The following is a 19,546-nucleotide window of genomic DNA, read 5'->3' as shown; positions in this document are numbered from 1 at the left end:
GCCATGGTCGATCGCACGGAACGCGCCGCGGCATTCACCCTTCTGATGGCGGCGATCCTGCTCGGCGGATGCGTCGCCTTGCCCAAGGCGCGGCCTGACGCGACAGCACATGAGGCATGTGCGCCAACCGCGCAATTCGCCTTCATATGCGGAGCGATGAAGCCGGAGGATCTGGCGCATATTCCAGATACGCCCTGGGTGGTCGCAAGTGGCTTTGCGACCGGCGCGGGTCTCAAGATCGTTGACAGCCGGACGCGCAAGGGGAGGCTTTGGTTCGAAGGTGCGAGCGGGCAGATCGCACGCGATCCCCAATATCCCGATTGCGCCACCCCGCCCGATCCGGTGCTGTTCACCGCACGGGGCCTCAGCCTGCGCGTGACGGCGCCCGGCCACGCGCGGTTGCTGGTGGTCAACCATGGCGGGCGCGAGGCGATCGAGATTTTCGCCATTGACTATGGCAATCCGCAGGCGCAGCCGCGACTGCGCTGGCAAGGCTGTTTGGCGATGCCGGACGGACATGTCGCGAACAGCGTCGCTTCCTACAGCGATGGTACGGTGATCGCGACGGTCCTGACCCGGCCGGGGACCAGCATCACGGACTTCGTGCTGGGTCGTGCGACCGGCGGCGTCTATGAGCGGGCGCCGAGCGACAAGGCATTTCGCCTGCTACCGGGGACGGAATTGCCCGGCAATAACGGGCTGGAAACGGCGAAGGACGACAGCGGATTCTATGTCATCGCGTTCGGTCTGCGCGAGGTTGTCGCCTATGCACGGCGCGATACGCATGAACCGCTATGGCGGGCGCAAGCGCCGGAATTCATGCCCGACAATATTCATTGGGATGGAGATCGCCTGTTGCTGGCGGGCATGATGCGCGATGAGCCGGCCTGCGGAGGCGTGCGGCAGATTATCAATGGCGTGGCCGATGGCATGACCTGCCATCGCGGCTATGCGGTGGCGCAACTGAATCCGATGACCAGGCGGTTTTCCCTGATCGCCCATGGCATGGCCGATCCGGTTTTCAACGGCGTGTCAGCGGCGGTGGTGATAGGCAATGAACTGTGGCTGGGCTCCTATCAGGCGGATCGGATCGCGATCAAGCGACTGCCGGGAATGAATTAACTAGTTAGTACATTTTTCTTGCCCAAGGTCGATAATCCGCGTAGATGCGGTTCAGCAAGATCGGGATATATCCTGACTAGGGGAGGATCGGGCCAACCATGGGCCAGCGTTTCATTCATATTCTCAACGGACCCAACCTGGATCTTCTGGGTGTGCGGGAACCGCAAATTTATGGTCATCGGACCCTGGCCGATATCAAGGCCGACTGCCTGCATGAACTGGAGGGGAGCGGCATCGGTCTAATCTTTCGCCAGACCAATGCCGAACATGAAATGGTCGGCTGGCTGCACCAGGCGCGGGTGGGAGCCTTCGGCATCGTCATCAATCCCGCCGCCTTTTCCTACGCGGCCTATCCCGTGCTGGACGCGCTGAAAATGTGCGACTGCCCGATCATCGAAGTGCATATTTCCAATATTCACCGGCGAGAGGAGGAATGGCGTGCGCGCTCCATCATGACTCGCTCTGTGACTGCGATCCTGTCCGGGCTGGGGGTTGACGGCTATGCGTTGGCGGTCCGCCATCTGCTCCAGATCGATCGGCGGGACGCGGCATGAGGGCGCCGACCGACATGGTGCGGCCAACCAGGGCGCGGCTGGGCGTGCTGGCGCTGATTAGCGTTGCCACGCTGCTCAACTATATGGACCGTGCCGCCATGGGTGTGGCGGCTCCGTCTTTGACGGCCGAACTTCGGATTTCGCCGGAGATGATGGGCTTCATCTTCTCCGCCTTTTCCTGGACCTATGCGGCGGCGCAGATACCGGGAGGGCTGATCCTCGACCGATTGGGCACGCGGATCACCTATGCGGGATCATTGATCCTCTGGTCCTTCTTCACCCTCCTTCATGGCATAGCTGGAAATGTAGCGATGCTGTTCGGCTTCCGCCTGGCGCTGGGCGTGGCGGAGGCGCCTTGCTACCCGTGCAACAGCCGCATTCTCAGTAGCTGGTTCCCGCAGGATGAACGGGCGCGCGCCAATTCGGTCTATGCGGTGGGGCAATATGCGGGCCTGGCTTTCTTCAGTCCTGTGCTCTTCTGGGTGGTCGGCAGCTTCGGCTGGCGCGCCTTGTTCCTGATCGCCGGCGCGTTAGGGGTCGCCTTCGGCCTGTTCATGTACGCCCGCTATCGCGATCCGGGTGATAGCCATCGTGTCAATGCGGCGGAGCTGGACTATATTCGCGCCGGTGGCGGGCTGGCTGCTGCCAAGATGGATGACAACATCCCCTTTTCCTGGAGCAATGTCGGCAAGCTGTTGTCCCGTCGCCAGATATTGGGCGCGTCGATCGGGCAGTTTTGCGGCAATTCGACGCTCGTCTTCTTCCTGACCTGGTTCCCGACCTATCTGGCGACCGAACGGGGGATGGACTGGCTGAAGTCCGGCACTTTCGCAGTGCTGCCCTATATCGCGGCTTCGGCGGGCGTGCTGCTGGGTGGGCAGGTATCGGACCTGCTGATCCGGCGAACAGGGTCCGCCAATATCGGGCGCAAGCTACCGATCGTTGCCGGGCTGCTGTTGGCATCCACCATCGTCGCCGCCAATTTCGTGCAGAGCAATGCACTGGTGATCGCGATCATGTCCGTCGCCTTTTTCGGGCAGGGGATGGTCAATCTGGGCTGGACGCTGATTTCGGATGTCGCGCCGCGGCAATTCATCGGGCTGACTGGCGGTGTGTTCAACTTGTGCGCCAATCTGGCAGGAATCGTGACGCCGATCGTGGTCGGCCTGATCGTGGGTCAGACCGGCTCCTTCTACGGTGCGCTCGCTTTCATCGGGGTGCTCGCGCTGGTGGGGGCCGCCGCCTATGTCTTCATTGTGGGGGATGTGCGCCGGGTGGAACTGGACTGAAAAAGCGGAAAACCGCACGACGCATAATATTGAATGTACGAACTAGTTCGTATTATAATAGGGAGGATAGAATGACACCGACACTTAACAGCCGACTGCGCCTGGGCGGATCGCTCGCGACGCTTGCCTTGAGCAGCTTTGTCGTGCCTGCGATCGCGCAAGACCAGGCCGCTCCGGTCACCACCACCACGCCATCCGCCGTCGATCAGCCACCCGTTGCCGACATCGTCGTCACCGGATCGCTGATCGCGCGTCCCAACAATGTCGCGGTCAGCCCGATCGTCACCGTGTCCAGCGAACTGGTGCAGCAGAGCGGCCAGATCACGCTGGAGGACTCGCTCAACCAGCTTCCCGGCTTCACCCCGTCGGGCAATGCCGGGACCGGCGGCCAGGGCGCGGGTGGGCGGGCTACGCTCAATCTGCGAGGCCTGGGTTCCAACCGCAACCTTGTCCTGCTGGACGGCCGTCGCCTGCCGCTGTCGGATATTAACGGCAATGTCGACATCAACATCCTGCCGGAATCAATCATCGGATCGGTCGACGTCATCACCGGCGGCGCATCGGCCATCTATGGGTCGGACGCGATGTCGGGCGTGGTCAATTTCAAGACCGACCGTTATTTCGACGGCGTTCGCGTCGACATCCAGAATGGCGATTCCTTCCGTGGCGACTATGGCAAGTTCAACGCTTCGCTGGCGCTGGGCACCAAGTTCGCCGGTGATCGCGGTCGGCTGATGCTGGCGCTGAGCTATGGCAAGCGCGATCCGCTCTCCGGTTCGCAACGCGATTTCTTTGCGGACAAGGTACCGTCCTCCTTCATTGGCACAGGCGCTTTCGTTCCCGATGCCCTCAACCTGCCGAGCCAGGCGGCGCTCAACGGCGTGTTTGCCCAATATGGCGTGACGACCCCGATCAACCGGACCTTGAACCTGGGCTTCAACAATAATGGGTCGCTGTTCGCTCAGACCGGCGCGATCAATTATCAGGGACCGACCAGCGACGGCTATGCCGTGGTCGGCGGTAATGTCCGTATGCCGGTGGGACCGCAGCTCCAGATCCTGAACGCGTTCGAACGCAAGTCGGCCTTCGCCAAGGGTGAGTTCGACCTGACCGAATCGCTGACCGCTTATGGCCAATTCCTCTACGTTGATTCCACGGTCACGACCGAGAGTGGCGGCAGCCTGACGCAGTTTGCGCCCTTCACCACCATTCCGGTCACTAACCCTCACATCCCCACCGATCTGCGCACGTTGCTGGCTTCACGCGCTGATCCGACTGCACCCTTCCGCTGGAGCGGGCGCTATGTCGGCATCGGCGACAAGGGCTGGGACGAGAATTACCGGGTCCAACAATATCTGGGCGGTCTCAAGGGCACGATCAGCGGATCGTGGAAATTTGATGCCTTCGTTTCCTATGACGAGACGATCCATAGCCAGTCGATGTTCAACGCCGTGCTCAAGTCACGCGTGCAGACGCTGCTCAACGCGGCGGATGGCGGCGCGTCGCTTTGTGCGGGCGGGTTCAACCCGTTCGGCATCACCAATGCGACCAGCCTGTCGCAGGAATGCCAGAATTATATGACCGCTACCGTCCAGAGCCGCGAGCGTCTGGCTCAGACGCAGGCACAGGGTCAGGTCAATGGCGCGCTGTTCGACCTGCCGGCCGGGCCGGTGCAGCTCGCCTTGCTCGCTGGCTATCGCAAGAACACGTATAAATATGATCCCAGCCCGGACCTGGTGTCCAACAATGTGGAATCCGTGGTCGGCTCCAACCCGGCACGGGGCGAGATCAGCGTTAAGGAATTTGCGGCGCAGATCGATGTGCCCTTGCTGTCGGATACGCCCTTCTTCCACGAACTGGGCGTGGGCGCCGCCTTCCGTTATTCGGACTATAATCCGACCGGCAGCGTGAAAAGCTATGAGTTCGATGCGCGCTGGCAGCCGGTGCAGGCATTGCTGATCCGTGGCAGCTATCAGCGCGCAGTCCGCGCGCCCAATATCGGCGAACTCTTCTCCCCCGTCACCGGATCGCAACTCGCGATCGGCACGCCGCCGGCAGCGATCGGTGATCCGTGCGACATCCGTTCGACCGCGCGGACGGGCATCAATGGGGCGCAAGTGCGCGGTCTCTGTCTGGCGCAGGGCATTCCGGCCGCCGCGATCGACGCCTATCAGTTCGCCACCACCGCAACTGGCGGCAACATCCAGGGCAATAATGCGCTGACCCCGGAAAAGGCGAATACCTTCAATGTCGGCTTCGTCTTCAATCCGAAATTCTCGACACCTTGGCTGTCAGGCTTCTCCTTCTCGGTCGACTATTACAACATCAAGATCCGCAACGTCATCTCGACCATCAACGGCCTGACCGTGCTGGCCAAATGCTATAATCTGGACGGGTCCAACAGCGGTTATTCGAACAGCAATGAATTCTGCCAGTTGATCCAGCGCGACCCCACCGGTCAGTTGGTCGCGATCGCCCAACCTTATCTGAACCTTGGTGCGCTCGACACGGATGGCGTCGACGTGCAGGTCAACTGGTCGCTGAAACTGTCCGATGCCGGCATCGGTGATGGTTCGGGCAAGATCTATGCTTCCTCCGCCATCGGCTGGCTGAACCATTATAAGGTTCAGACCCTGCCGGGCACCGCATCGCAGGATTTTGTCGGCACCAGCACGCCGGGCCGTCCGTTGCCCAAATGGAAGGCGCTGACTACCGTGGGCTATAGCTCCGATGTTTTCGGCGTCGGCCTGCGCTGGCGTTACCAGGGCAAGCTGCGCGACATCAGCGCAGTAACGTCTCCTGCAGCCGAGCAGGTGGGGGTGAAGCCCTATAATCTGTTCGATATCTTCTCGACACTGGACATTAACGACAATCTTCAACTGCGCGGCGGCATCACCAACCTGTTCGACAAGGGCATTCCCTTCGTCGCCAGTTCGCAAAATGGCACCGATCCGGGAACTTACGACATGGTCGGACGGTCCTTTTACGTCGGCGCCAAGTTCAAATTCTGACCTTCGCCGCCTCCGTCCATCGGGCGGGGGCGGTTCATCTTCTCTTTGGATTGGAAGACATTGACCCAGTTCCACCCCGTCCCTTCGCGTTACCTTACAGGCCTCATCGGACGCGACATCCAGGCATCGCTTTCGCCTTTCCTTCATGAAAGCGAGGCGGATGCGCAGGGATTTCGGCTGGTTTACCGCCTGTTCGATCTGGCGGCGGAAGGTATGGACGCTGGCGATCTACCCCGCCTGCTCGATGCACTGCAATTGGCGGGCTTCGCCGGCGTCAATGTCACCCACCCCTATAAGCAGGCCGTCATCGCGCATCTCGATGAACTGTCGCCGCAAGCGGCGCAGATCGGGTCGGTCAACACTATCGTCTTCGGTGACGGTCGGCGGATCGGACATAATACCGATGTCCAGGGCTTTGCGGAGAATTTGCGTGCTGGGCTGCCTTCCGGGTCGCAATTCCGGAAGGTCGTGCAGATGGGCGGTGGCGGTGCGGGCGCCGCCACCGCCCATGCCCTGATGACGATGGATACGGGGACGCTTGTCCTGTTCGATCCGAATACCGATCGCGTGCGGGATTTATGTGTGTCGCTGTGCTCCTATTATGGTGAGGGAAGGGCGATAGTGGGTCAGGATCTTTCCAGCGGGATTGGCGAAGCGGATGGCATCGTCAATGCGACGCCGCTCGGCATGGTGGGCTATCCCGGCTCGGCGGTGCCGCGCGACCTGCTGCGGCCCGATCTTTGGGTGACGGACATCGTTTATTTCCCGCTGGAGACCCAATTGCTCCGCGAAGCGAAGGCGGCGGGCTGCGTCACGCTGGATGGCAGCGGTATGACCGTGCATCAGGCTGCCGGCGCGTTTGAACATTTCACCGGTCGCCACGCGGACCCACGGCGTATGGCCGCCAATTTTCGCGCCGCGCTGGCGGATTGAAGGCGCAGGAGGTTCCAGATGAAGTTCGGTATCGCCACAGTCTCCCTCAGCGGCACGCTGGAGGACAAGCTCAGGGCGGCGGCCGCCGCCGGGTTCGATGGGGTCGAGATTTTCGAGAATGACCTCATCGCTTCGCCGCTGCGACCCAAAGCCGTGCGCGCGATGATGGACGATCTGGGTCTTGCCTGCCTGCTCTATCAGCCCTTCCGCGATTTCGAAGGGATGCCGGGCGCGCTGCGGCAAAAGGCGCTGGACCGGGCTGAAGCGAAGTTCGACCTTATGGGCGAATTAGGCGCCGACCGCATCCTCCTCTGCTCCAACTGCTCGCCCCAGGCATTGGGCGAGCGTAACCGCATCGTGGCCGACCTGCGCGAACTGGGCGATCGCGCGGTCAAGCGCAACATCATCGTCGGCTATGAGGCGCTGGCCTGGGGTCGACATGTGTTCGATCATCGCGATGCCTGGGCTATCGTCGAGGCGGTCGATCATCCCAATATCGGCATCATCCTGGACAGCTTCCATTCGCTTTCGCGCGGCATAGCCAGTGACAGCATCCGCGCCATTCCAGGCGAGAAGATCGCATTCGTCCAGCTCGCCGATGCGCCAAGGTTGGACATGGATCTGCTCTACTGGAGCCGTCACTATCGCAACTTCCCAGGACAAGGCGGCTTGCCCGTCGCCGATTATGTCGTGGAGATCATGAAGACCGGCTATGACGGGCCGCTCTCGCTCGAAATTTTCAACGATCGCTTCCGCGGCTGGTCCGCCGACCTGATCGCGGCCGATGGTTTGCGATCGCTCCGCCATATCGAGGATGCTGCGTGCCGCATCCTTGACAGGCCCTCTGCCGTGCCTGCCGCACCTGTCGATGTTCGTCCGGAGTTTGTCGAATTTGCCGTCGATCGGCAGGATGCGCCTGCATTGGAAACTTTGTTCCAATCCATCGGCTTTGCCAAGACGGGCGTTCATCCGATCAAGGCCGTGTCGCGATGGCAGGCTGGCTCTGTCAATCTGGTCGTCAACGCTGAAAGAGCCGGTTTCGGGCATAGTTTCCAGACGACGCACGGACCGTCCATCTGTGCGGTGGGGCTGGTTGTGCCGGACCGCGACGCGGTCGCCGCGCGGGCAGCTTATCTTGGCATTCAGGCCGTAGATGAGCAGGATGCTCCGGACAATCTTGCGCTGCCGGCGTTGCGCGGCATTGGCGGAAGTCTCATCTATTTGATGGCTGAACAGGAAGTCGATTCGATCTGGGCAAGGGAATTTCAGGCGACCGGCGCTTCGGTTCCTGAAGCGCCGTTGGTGATCGATCATCTGGCGGCTGTCGTCCGGATCGAGGAATATCTGTCCTGGCAATTATATTGGCGGTCGCTTTTCGGTTTGCAGCAGGCATTGCAGGCCGACGTCATCGATCCGTCGGGCCTGGTTCTCAGCCAGCCGCTTCAATCCCCGGATGGCAGTTTGCGCCTGACCCTCAATGCGTCCGATGCTATGGGCACTCTGTCTTCCCGTTTCGTCGAGCATAATTTCGGTGGCGGATATCAGCATATCGCTTTCGCGACACCGGATCTGATCCGAAAAGCTGGCGAGATCATCGCTGATGGTGCGGATATTTTGCCAATCTTCGATAATTATTATGATGACCTTGCCGCGCGCTTTGGTCTCGATGATAGCGCGATCGAGACAATGGCTGCCACGAACATGCTCTATGACGCGGATGCGGAAGGGGACTATCACCAGCTTTACACGCGCGCCTTCCACAAACGCTTCTTCTTCGAATTTGTCGAGCGGCGGCGCTATGAAGGCTATGGCGCCGCCAATGCCGGTGTGCGTCTTGCCTCCCAGGAACGGTTCAAGGCGGTTGATGAGGGACGGAACATCTGATTACATTTCTTGCTATCAAGGTGTTGCCGCACGGACGGAAGACGGAAGCACCAGATCGCGCAAAGCTATCCACGCCACGTTCCGGCTGCCCTGTTCCTGGCCATAGCGTGCCAGGCATTGCATGAACTGTGGTTCGAACATAGCATTGCTGTCGCGCTTCTCGCAGCGTGGCCCTTTCGTGCCATCGGGCCGGATGATCTCCTGGTCATAGCCGTCGGCAGTGGTCAGGTAGATGGGTCCAACCGGATTTTCGATCCGCAGGGCGGCGATGGAGATTATCTCCAACTGATTGACGATGATGGTTTCCGCGCGCAGCGCATTGGTGACGAGATTGCCGGTGTCGTTCGCCTTTTCGTCGATCTTTGCAGTGGTCGGCCCATTGCGGACCACGAAGATGGGAAGGCGGGCGGACCCGAACAACGCCTTTCGCCGGTCGTTGGCAAGCGCCTCCGGTCTGATCGGATGGGTCGACAGATAGCGGTCGACCCGTTCCGATGTCAGTTCCTCCGCAGCCTTGTTGATCCGCGCCTCGAACACCGACTGGCGCACTCCGCCATCATAATAGACCTTCTTTCCGACCTTCACCTGCTGGAAGAAGGCCGGCATGGCGGCGGAAGCGAGGGCCGCGCCGGTCAGGCAGGTGCGGGCCTGCTCGCGATCCTTGATCGCGGCCAGTTTCACGGCGTCGACGAAATAGAAATCGCCGCTTTCTGCCTCGACGAAGCCGATATAGGCATGTCGTCCGCTTTCGGCGATCGCATCCATGAAGCAGCGTTGGGAGAGATCGGGGCATAAGGACCGTTCGATCTTCTTCTTGAGCGGCTTCAGGCCCGCCATCGATCCTGTGACGATTGCGAGCAACTGGGGGTTGCGATGCACCACTTCGCTCTCGCGGGTCGGCGCATAATTGTCGGTCATCAATTGATAGGCTGCGTCCGTGCCCACCGCCAGGAAGAGGGACTGGAGGCCGCCGGTGCTGACGCCGGTGATGATCCGGAAATCCGGCAGCTTGTTCTTCTCATGCAGCGTGCGCAGGAAATTGGCGCCATAGGAACCCCATTGCCCGCCGCCGGAGAGCAACAGGATGGCTTCGTCTCGCGCCGTGCCGTCCAATGCGTCTCCGCTGGTTTCGGCGAGATCGGCCCGGAAGACGTCAAGATCGAGCCGTTCGCTGTCCTGGGCCAGATTATGGATGTCGTTTTCGAGTGCGGTCTTGCCGAGCTTGACGCGATAATTATCGAAGTTCTTGCAGTCGACGGTCAACATGCCGCGCGTCGCGCAGCCGGTCAACATCATGCATGTCAGGATCAGCCCGATGAATTTCCGCATATATTCCCCCCTCTGCATTTGCGGGGGACGATGCCATAGCTGACAGCCTGCGGCCACCGGTTGTGGCCATTATGGTTTCGATCATGCGGATTTTCGCGCGCCAACGAATGGGCATGGCTCTGCCAGCTTGATCGGGCGCGGAACCGAAAGCCCCGCGCCGGCCACGCATCAGTTGCCGAACTGGATGCGCATACCGGCCATGATGCGGCGGCCGCCATAGGACAGGCGCATGACGCGCGGCGTGCCGTCTTCGAAAGGCACATAGCTGCCCGTCGATGCGGTCGCCGATTCCCGCGTCATGTTGCGCCCTTCCATATAGACCTGGAAGTTGCGCGTGATGTTGTAGGAAATCTTCATATCGATGAAGGTCGTGGCGTCGGTGAAGCGCGGCACGCCGGGATTATAGCCGGGCGCAACCAGGCGAACATTGGTCCATTGTTCACCGGGATAGTTGATGTCGATATTGTTGCCGCCGCAGGGCGTGATGCAGTTGAAGGTCGAACTCCGCTTCTGATAGGCGATGCGCATATTGAGCTTGCCGTCGTCATACCAGAGCGAGGCGTTGGTATAGCGCTTGGATTCGTTGGGCGGGGCCATGACGTCGCCGGTCAGCGGGTCCTGCTGCCCGGTGGTCGCCGACGATCCCAGGATCGACATATTCACGTCCGCGCCGGTATATTTGAGGAACCAGGGCAGGAAAGTGAAGGCGGTCTTGGCCGAAAACTCCCAGATGGACCGCTTGTAACCGGGACCATTATCCCAGGTGGGATAGCTGAACTCATAGTCGGACAAGGACTGACCGGTCGCGGGATCGACCTGATCGCTGCCCGCGAACGGGCGATCGACGCGGGTCACGGCGATCGGATTGCCGGTCTTCACGTCCAGCTTGCCATAGGCGACCGACAACAGCGTATCCGCATTGGGATACCATTCGAGCGAGGCGTTGTAGCTCCAGGCGGTAAAGGGCTTCAGCCCCGGATTGCCGACGCGACCCGTACAGCCGAAGATGTCGTCCCCCGATGTGTCGAGCAGGGTGCGCTGGTCGATGGTGCAGGTGCCGCCGGCGATCAGGCGATCCATCGACGGACGCGCCACGGTCTTGCCGCCATAGAGGCGCAACACCACGGAATCGTTGAAACCCCAGAGGTTGAAGTTGAAGCTGGGCAGCCAGTCGCTGGTGCTGGAATTGAGCGTCGTGTTCTGGCTGAAGGTCTGGACGATCATGCCGCCCGGATTGTCCGGATCGGCCGGGTTGAAGGTTGGCGTCGTGCGGATGGTGCTGAGCGTCAGCAGCGCCGATCCGCTGACCTTGGCGAAGACGCCGCGCACGCCGACATTGCCGTTGAACACCAGCCCCCAGGGCAGGCGTTGTTCGAAATCGGCCATGGCGTAGATATTCTTGATCTCTTCGCGCACGCGCGTGACCGGCTGGTCATACATCTGGCCGTCGCTGCCCATGCAGGTCTTGAGGCAGTCGAAATTCATATATTGCGAGCCGCCCAGCGCATCGAACAGCTCGTCGGTCCTTATGCCCTGCCAGGCGTTGGGCAGGTTGCCGCGATTGGGCAGGCCACCGAAATATTGGGAATCGCTGTTCTCCAGCGTCCGGCGGAACAGGGCCTCCAGATCGGCCGGGGTCAGCGTATCGACACCCGAACGGATATTGTTTGGATTGGCGCTGGGCACGAAGCCATAATTGCACGACAGGCCGCCCGCCGCCGAGGAACCGGCTGTCGGTTCGCACGCGCGCAACGTGCCGCGCACATTGGCGGTCGGTACGATCACGGCGGGCACATAGCCCGGCTGGCCAAAGGTGCCGACCGCGCTGCTGGCAGTATATCCACCGCCGCCCCACCGATCGAGTTTATTCTTGCGATACATGCCGCCGACCTTCACCCGCGTGATGAAGGGCAGAAACTCGTCGGTCTTGTAGGCAAGGTCGAGCTTCGCGATCCGTTCGGAGGATTCGCCCATCTGCGGCGAGTAGGACACGCCGAATGAGGGCGTGGTGAGCGGCATTTGTCCGACTGTATAGACCGGGGTCGCCGGGCCGTTCGGGCCGGCCACGACGGCGGTCTGACCAGTACAGGTGGGCGCGGTGCCGCCGCCGATGCAGGCCGGCCGGTTCAACTGGACGAAGTTGGCCGGGTTGGTGTCATCATAATTGGACGGCAGGGCGATGTCCCACAGGCCGTTGGGCTGAAGGGTCAGAGTCGCGTCGCCATAGGCATAGTTGCGCGACGTGCGCATGTCGCCGCGGCTGGACCTGGCCTGGGTCATGCCCGCCATCGCATCGATTTCAAGCCGATCGCTGCGATATTCGGCGCCGAACTGGCCATATTTGGTCTTGGTGTCGATCGTATTTTCGATCTGGTCGATGTTCACCGAATTGTTGGTGAGCGTCATCTGGGTGACATTGTGGTTCCCATCCACGACGACGCTGCCTGGCACCACATTCAGCACATTGCCGAAAACCGCATTGTTGCCCTGATTGTTGAGGCCATCGAACAGATAATAGCCGGCCGGCGCCGTAGGCGATACGGTGCGGGTGCGCGGATAGCCCGTGGCGCTGTCGGCGAATGTGCCGTTGATGTTCTGGCCGAACAGCGTGACCGGGTTGCGGCTGCGATTCTGGTCATGCACTTTGCGATTGGCCATCGTGCCCTTCGCGAAGATGGTGAGATTGTCGGTCAGTCGATAATCCAGGCGCGCATCGAGCGCATAACGCTGGTCGGTCTGCGTATTCATGAAGTTGCGGATCAGCGACGGCGTATAGTCGTTCCACTGATTGAGGCAGCTTTGCTGTTCCAGGATGCGCTGCGACCGCTGCCCGGCGGTGCCGGTGGGATTATGCGGGAACATGTCGAAACATTCCGCCTTGCTCTGGGCCGACGCGGCCTTGGTGATGAGCGTGCGGGGTGTTTCGGTGCTGTTGGGGAAGAGGACGTCGGCGGCATCGGTGCCGATCGTGCTTGGATTATATTCGAAGGTTTTTTCGGGCGACTGGTCGAAATCGAACAGGCGTCCATAGCCGCGATTATTGCTGGTCGTGGTTTCATAACCATGGCCGTTATTCTGGATCTTCGAATAGCTGCCGCTGACAATGACGCCCAAACGATCGTCGAAGAATTTGCGCGCGGCGACGCCGTTGAAATCGGGTGTCCAGTCCTTGCCCAGCGAATTTTGCCCCGCGCCCCCGCGCAAGGAGAAATAGGGCTTTTTGAAGTCGAGGCCGGTACGGGTCTTGATCTGGACCGATCCGCCCAGCGACCCTTCGGTCATATCGGCGGTGGAACCTTTCACCACGTCCACGCTCTTCACGATTTCGGCCGGCAGTTCGCGCAGGTCCGCGCTGCGCCCGCCCGACGTGCCCAGCGCTAGGCCGGTCGTGCTCTGCACGCCGATGCCGTCCAGCTCGACGCGGGTCAGGTCAGGGCCGTTGCCGCGTACGGCGACGGATTCGCCTTCGCCAAACTCGTTGCGACCCAGCGCGACGCCTGGAATACGCGAAATGGCTTCGTTGACGTTGCGATCGGGGAAGGAGCCGATATCGTCAGCGACGATCGAGTCCGTCGCCGTCTTGGCGTCCTTCTTGCGGTTGTTCGCGGACTGCTGGCTTGCGCGCGAGCCGACGACGACGATGTCGGCATCGCGGACTTCGGACGACCCTATGGTTTGCGCAACGGCCTGTCCGCCGGACAGCAAGCCCAGTCCCAGTACCGACCACGACACGGTCGCGGCCATAGTATGACGGACATCGAATCGATGTTTCATGCACCCTCTCCACCCTGTTCGCTGAGGCTGGTGTCCTTCAGAGCTTTGCCCCTCTCGTCGGACCCGGAGCGTCCCCACCTGCTCCCAGCATGTAACCCCACAAACCCCTATTTGGGATTCGATGCCTGTGGGTGACACGCCTTGTCGGACAAATCAATCCGAAAAATGAATTGGTCTTGCCAAATTAGAATTACGCGAATCTAGGCTCGCCGATATTGTTTCCCGCTTCGATTGAAGCCTTTTATGGGACCATATGCGTGCCGCTCGCAGTGGGCAGTGATTTGGAACAGGAGATAGCATGACGAACAGGACGGCGTTCATCACCGGAGCCACTGCGGGGATTGGAGAGGCGGCCGTGCGCGCCTTTGCCGCGGCGGGATGGCAGGTGATCGGCACCGGTCGCCGGGCCGACCGGCTGGAGGCGCTGGCCGCCGAGATCGGGCCGCAGATGCGGGCGCTGGCCTTCGACATGCGCGATGATGCGGCGATCGACGCCGCGCTGGCGTCGTTGCCGGAGGGTTTCCGGGGCGTCGACCTGCTCGTCAACAATGCAGGCCTGGCGCTTGGCACGGCGCCCGCGCAGCAGGCCGATCTTGCCCAATGGCAGCAGATGATCGAGACCAACATCGGCGGGCTGGTGGCGATCACCCATAAATTGCTGCCGGGGCTAGTCGCGCGCAAGGGGGCGATCATCAACCTGAGTTCGGTTGCCGCGACCTATCCCTATTTGGGTGGCAACGTCTATGGCGGCACCAAGGCATTTGTGAAGCAATTCTCGTTGGGCTTGCGGTCCGACCTGCTCGGAACGGGCGTGCGCGTCACCTCGATCGAGCCGGGCATGGTGGAAACCGAATTCACGCTGGTACGCACCGGCAACCAGGCCGCATCGGATGCGCTTTATGGCAATGCCAACCCCATGACGGCGCAGGACATCGCGCAGACGCTGCTTTGGGTTGCGGAACAGCCGCCCCACCTCAACTTCAACCGTATCGAACTGATGCCGGTCAGCCAGTCTTTTGCCGGTTTTCAGGTTGCGCGTGACGGATAGGCGCAAGCGTTTTTGATGACCCTCGGATCATCCTGAGCATTTGCTTGCGGGCCTCACAGCGAACTGCCCAACCTCTGGGTCAGGAAATCCACGAAGACACGTACCCTGGCGGGCATGTTGGAACCGCCGACGAAGACGGCATGGACGGTTTCTATGTCGCCAGGGTTATAGTCTTCCAACAGGGCGACGAGCTGTCCGGACGCCAGTTCGGCCTCGACGCTGAACCGTCCCACGCGCGCGATGCCCACTCCATCGGCCGCCAATTGCCCCAGCGTCTCGCCATTATTGGCCTCGATGCTTCCCTTGACGCTCAGCGCATAATCGCGCCCGTCCTTGTGGAACGGCCAGACCGGTTCGGCGCGGCGGAAGTTGAAATTCAGGCAAACATGGTCGTGCAGATCCTCCGGCGTTCGGGGGGTGCCATGCCGGGTGAGATAGTCAGGCGAAGCGACGATAACGCGCCGATTTTCGCCTAATTTGCGCGCCGTCAACGGACTATCGGCGAGCGGACCGAACCGGATCGCAACATCGGCCTGACCGCCCGCCACGTCGACGATCCGGTCGCTGAGGCTGATGTCCACCAGGATGTGGGGATAGAGGCGCACGAAATCGCCCAGCAGGGGGATGATGCGCAGCCGCCCGTGCGCGTGCGCCGCGTTGACGCGCAACCGTCCGCGTGGTGCGCCCTGGTCGGCGATCGCTTGTTCCGCGTCATCGAGATCGGCGAGGATGCGGCGTGCCGTGGCGAGATAGGCTTGGCCCTCAGCGGTTAGGGTGAGCGCGCGGGTCGTGCGCAGCAGCAGGCGCACGCCCAGCCGCGCTTCGATGCGATCGACCGTCCGGCTGACGGCAGAGGGGGTCAAGCCGAACTGGCGTCCGGCGGCCGAGAAACTGCCTTCGGCTGCGACTGAAGTGAATATTTCCAGCGCGCGGGCGCGATCTGCGTGAAGTGGTATTTTTGCATCCATATCAAAAATCCTTCGCGTCAATCGGCGCTACTCCAACTTGAAGGCGCTTTCCATCTATGCGCACACATATCAATCGGAAAGGGATGTGACATGGAATATCGGCAGTTTTTCGCCCGTTCGAACCTGTTGCTGGCATGGGTTGGAGACGCAAGATGAAGATCAATCCCCCCCTTCTGGCGCTCGCCGCCGGAGCCTTTGGCATCGGCGTTACCGAATTTGCACCTATGGGCCTGCTGCCGGTCATCGCCCGCGACCTGAATGTGTCGATCCCGGCGGCAGGCCTGCTTATCAGCGCCTATGCGATCGGCGTGATGCTGGGCGCGCCGCTGATGACCTTGACTACCGGTCGGATACCGCGCCGCACATTGCTGATCGGTCTGGCTGGCATATTCACGCTCGGCAATCTGATCGCCGCCCTTTCCGACGGCTACGGGATGTTGCTGTTCGCACGGATCGTCACCTCGCTCAATCATGGCGCTTTCTTCGGCGTTGGTTCCATCGTCGCGGCCGGGCTGGTGCCGCCGCAGCGGCAGGCGGGGGCGGTGGCGGCGATGTTCATGGGTTTGACCATCGCCAATGTAGTGGGCGTTCCGCTCGCCACCTGGGCGGGCGAACAGATCGGCTGGCGGGCTGCTTTCTGGGGCATAGCCGGCCTTGGCCTTGTGACCATGGCGGCGTTGCGACTGACCCTGCCGAAGATGGCGGCGCCTGCTGACGGCGATGCCCGATCTGAACTGCGTGTGTTGATGCGCGGGCCGGTGCTTGCTGCGCTGGGCCTGACCGTGGTGGGCGCCAGCGCCATGTTCACCGTCTTCACCTACATCACCCCGATCCTGCGTGAGCAGACCCATGCCTCGATCGGCTTTGTGACGGCTATGCTCGTCACCTATGGTGTCGGCCTGACCGTCGGTAACTGGCTGGGCGGGAAGTTCGCTGATCGATCGGTGGATAGGACGTTGATCGTCACCTTGGCATCGCTGACGATCATCCTGTTCCTGTTCGCGCTGTTGATGCCCTATGCCGGTCCGACGGCGGTGCTGGTCTTCCTGTGGGGCGTTGCGAGTTTCGCGCTGGTGCCGCCGTTGCAGGTGCGGATCATGACAGCGGCGGCAGACGCGCCGAACCTGGCTTCCGCAATGAATATCGGTGCGTTCAACCTGGGCAATGCGATTGGCGCGGCGATCGGGGGTGGCGTGATTGCAATGGGTCTGGGCTTGCCGGCGGTGGCGCTGGCAGGGGCAGTGATGGCGGCGCTTGGCCTTGGGGCGATCTTCCTCGCTCGCCCGTCCAAGACCGCCGCCGTCAATGCGTCGCTGTGCGGAGACACGGTCTGACCTGTCTCCCTCCGCGATCAGAAGTCGACATAATAATCCTTGGGAAAATCCTGCCCGTCATAAGCCTTGCGCATCGTCCAGGGCTGGGCGGGCGCAGTCCAGTAGCTGTCGCTGGCGGGCAGGCCAAGCGCCAGCAGGCTTTCGGCCGTGATATACATGCTGCCGGCGTTGGAATAGATGTCACCCAGCGACGGTTGATGCCGGGCGAAGCCGATGGTCAGGAACCCATCCGCGTTGAAATTGCTGGGATCGGCAAAGATGCGTCGCTGCGTCGCCAGGGTGGCGGCGCGCACCTGTCCTTCGGGGAGCTTGTCGTGGAGCAGCTTGCGCCAGGCGAGATAGGCGAGCGGCTGATGCACCGCCGTCCGATAGGTCAGCGATCGGCCGACCGGCGGAAAGGCGCCGTCCGGCCCGATCATCCGCTCCAGTGCCTCACCGAAACGCTGCATCCGCTTGATCTGCACCGGCAACCGGTCCTTGGCGCCCAGGCTGTTGAAACGGGCATCGGTGCGGACCAGAACCTCCAATATCTGCGTCAGCATCGGGTGGATGACATAGCTGTTGTACAGGTCGAAATGGAAATGGACGCCATCGGCATACCAGCCGTCGCCGACATACCATTCGCCGAATTTGCGAATGGCAAGATCGATGCGCACCGGGTCCCATTGTGCGCCGACCGACAGCAGGAAAGCTTCGTTCATCGCCGCGAACAGCAGCCAGTTGGTATAGGGCGGAGATACGCGGCGAAGCCCCTGTATCTCGGCGATGATGCGATCCTTGGTCTTGCGATCCAGTGGTTCCCACAGAGCTTGCGGCGCGCGCAGCAGGGCGCTGGTGAAATAGGCGGAATCGACCAGCGCCTGGCCCTCGCTGCTCCACAGCAGATAGTCGGGACTGCGCGGATCGACGCTATGGACGTAGCTTTGCAGTGCCTGGGTGCGCAATTGCGCGCGCAGCCGTCCTTCCGGGCCGTTGTCATCGGCCAGCGCCAGCCATGGGGCGATGCCGTCGATCAACCGACCGAACGCCTCCAGATAGGCGACCTTGGGATTGCGCCCGTCCCAGGTCGGGCTGAGTTCGGGTGTCCATTGTTGTTGCAGGCGTCCCTGCGCCATGCGGGACAGGATGGGCGTGGCCATGCGTTCGAGCAGGTCGAGCATATAGCGCCGGTCGTCCGGGCCGGTGGCTGGGGCCGATGCCGTAGATTGTCCTTGCGCGAGGGCGGGCAGGGCGGTCGTCAAGGCGCTGCTCCCGGCGGCGGCCAGCATCGCGCGGCGATCCATCATGATTGGCATTGTCACTCCTTGGGCAGGCTGAAATCGAGGGGTTGGGCGGCATAGGCGTCCCAGGCGGCGCGCGTGGTGAAGCCCCCTTTCCCATGGTTCCAGGCGCTGCCCGAATAATAGACGAAGGGTTCGCCCGGCTTGACGATAAGCAGGATCAGATGATTGTCGAAATCCTGCCGTATCTCGATGATGCGGGCGGGATCGACGCGGATGGCGATGGCCATGCGGCCATGATCGCCGTCCTCCGGCCCCCACCAACTGATGAGGCCCTTAGCGCGATCGACCGTCACCTCGCCGTCGCGTGATCCGGTTGTGCGCTTGCCGATGCCCACGCCCACGGTCAGCGCCGCCGGACTGTCGGATTGCAGCGTCGATATCATTCGGGTGAAATGGGTGCCGAGCGGCAGGGTAAAGCGCCGCGATTCCCAAACCTTGCGACTGGTATCCACCGGCCAGGGCGCGTAATCGACAGTGAAATCCGCCGCCTTGCCGCCCGATCGCAGGATGTGGAACCGGATATAGTTGCGTGAAGTCCAGAGCTTGTTGTCCTGCCAGATGCCCAGGCCTCCAGCGCCGCGCCCGGTGCCGACATTGTAGAAGTCCAGCCCCTCGCCATGATAACCATGCTGGTCGCCTGATCGCAGTTGCCGGTCGGCGAAGGGCCAGGCGACATTCTTGCCCCAGCTATCGATGCCTGAACCCGATGGCGGCTCGGCCGCTTCCAGCGCATGGCCGTAGATGCGATGGGCGGTCTTGTCATTCTCCCAGAGCAGGTCGTTATAGCGATAGGGGGCGACCAGCGCGACGGCCGCTGCGGTCTTGCTCGGTGGAGGGGGAAGGGGCTTGTCCACCGGCATGGGCGGCTGGGCCGGCGCACTTGCCGCGGCGAGGAGGGCGATCAAACCAATTCCGCAACGCGATGCAGTTTTATGCAGAAGCCAACCCATAAAGGCATCCCCAATATTTATATGATAAGATGATAAATTAGCATCTGTCGTTTGCCAAGGGCTTGCG

The 19,546-nt window shown here is 61.6% G+C and carries 13 protein-coding genes; 8 read left to right on the top strand and 5 right to left on the bottom strand.

Annotated elements, in window-relative coordinates:
* Positions 1-3 precede the first annotated feature (3 nt).
* The 6 genes from MOK15_RS17875 to MOK15_RS17850 all read left to right on the top strand — a co-directional run bounded on the left by MOK15_RS17875 (position 4) and on the right by MOK15_RS17850 (position 8,793).
* A complete protein-coding gene (locus MOK15_RS17875; protein ID WP_242933072.1) occupies positions 4-1,122 on the top strand; it encodes a hypothetical protein in 1,119 nt (372 codons plus the stop codon).
* A gap of 98 nt (positions 1,123-1,220) precedes the next feature.
* Positions 1,221-1,676, top strand: coding sequence for a type II 3-dehydroquinate dehydratase (locus MOK15_RS17870; RefSeq protein ID WP_242933071.1), 456 nt, complete (start codon positions 1,221-1,223; stop codon positions 1,674-1,676).
* Positions 1,673-2,965, top strand: a complete 1,293-nt coding sequence (locus MOK15_RS17865) for an MFS transporter (RefSeq protein WP_242933070.1) — start codon at positions 1,673-1,675, stop codon at positions 2,963-2,965. The genes MOK15_RS17870 and MOK15_RS17865 overlap by 4 nt, the downstream gene beginning before the upstream one ends.
* Before the next feature lie 71 nt (positions 2,966-3,036).
* Complete coding sequence (locus MOK15_RS17860) at positions 3,037-5,976, top strand: TonB-dependent receptor (RefSeq protein ID WP_242933069.1); 2,940 nt, start codon at positions 3,037-3,039, stop codon at positions 5,974-5,976.
* A gap of 60 nt (positions 5,977-6,036) precedes the next feature.
* On the top strand, positions 6,037-6,909 hold the full coding sequence (locus MOK15_RS17855) for a shikimate dehydrogenase (protein WP_242933068.1): 873 nt from the start codon (positions 6,037-6,039) through the stop codon (positions 6,907-6,909).
* Between the two features lie 18 nt (positions 6,910-6,927).
* Positions 6,928-8,793, top strand: a complete 1,866-nt coding sequence (locus tag MOK15_RS17850) for a sugar phosphate isomerase/epimerase and 4-hydroxyphenylpyruvate domain-containing protein (protein ID WP_242933067.1) — start codon at positions 6,928-6,930, stop codon at positions 8,791-8,793.
* Positions 8,794-8,808: 15 nt separating this feature from the next.
* On the opposite strand, the gene MOK15_RS17845 is transcribed toward MOK15_RS17850, so the two are convergent.
* Positions 8,809-10,122, bottom strand: a complete 1,314-nt coding sequence (locus tag MOK15_RS17845; protein WP_242933066.1) for a patatin-like phospholipase family protein — start codon at positions 10,120-10,122, stop codon at positions 8,809-8,811.
* 168 nt (positions 10,123-10,290) lie between these two features.
* On the bottom strand, positions 10,291-13,896 hold the full coding sequence (locus MOK15_RS17840) for a TonB-dependent receptor (protein ID WP_242933065.1): 3,606 nt from the start codon (positions 13,894-13,896) through the stop codon (positions 10,291-10,293).
* A gap of 298 nt (positions 13,897-14,194) precedes the next feature.
* On the opposite strand from MOK15_RS17840, the gene MOK15_RS17835 reads away from it, so the two are divergent.
* Complete coding sequence (locus MOK15_RS17835; protein WP_242933064.1) at positions 14,195-14,944, top strand: SDR family NAD(P)-dependent oxidoreductase; 750 nt, start codon at positions 14,195-14,197, stop codon at positions 14,942-14,944.
* Between the two features lie 53 nt (positions 14,945-14,997).
* On the opposite strand, the gene MOK15_RS17830 is transcribed toward MOK15_RS17835, so the two are convergent.
* Positions 14,998-15,912 (bottom strand): LysR family transcriptional regulator, encoded by a 915-nt coding sequence (locus MOK15_RS17830; protein ID WP_242933063.1) that lies wholly within the window; start codon positions 15,910-15,912, stop codon positions 14,998-15,000.
* A 152-nt stretch (positions 15,913-16,064) separates the two neighbouring features.
* Here MOK15_RS17830 and MOK15_RS17825 point away from each other — a divergent pair, with 152 nt between their 5' ends.
* Complete coding sequence (locus tag MOK15_RS17825; RefSeq protein ID WP_242933062.1) at positions 16,065-17,246, top strand: MFS transporter; 1,182 nt, start codon at positions 16,065-16,067, stop codon at positions 17,244-17,246.
* 17 nt (positions 17,247-17,263) lie between these two features.
* Here MOK15_RS17825 and MOK15_RS17820 read toward each other — a convergent pair whose 3' ends face one another.
* Both MOK15_RS17820 and MOK15_RS17815 read right to left on the bottom strand, forming a co-directional pair.
* Entirely contained in the window at positions 17,264-18,532 is a 1,269-nt protein-coding gene (locus tag MOK15_RS17820) for a DUF2264 domain-containing protein (RefSeq protein WP_242933061.1), read from the bottom strand.
* An 11-nt stretch (positions 18,533-18,543) separates the two neighbouring features.
* On the bottom strand, positions 18,544-19,434 hold the full coding sequence (locus tag MOK15_RS17815; RefSeq protein ID WP_347567232.1) for a DUF4861 family protein: 891 nt from the start codon (positions 19,432-19,434) through the stop codon (positions 18,544-18,546).
* Positions 19,435-19,546 lie beyond the last annotated feature (112 nt).

Source organism: Sphingobium sp. BYY-5 (genome assembly GCF_022758885.1).
GTDB lineage: Bacteria > Pseudomonadota > Alphaproteobacteria > Sphingomonadales > Sphingomonadaceae > Sphingobium.
Note: the sequence above shows the minus strand (reverse complement) of the source record. Positions and strands in the feature narration are given on the sequence as shown.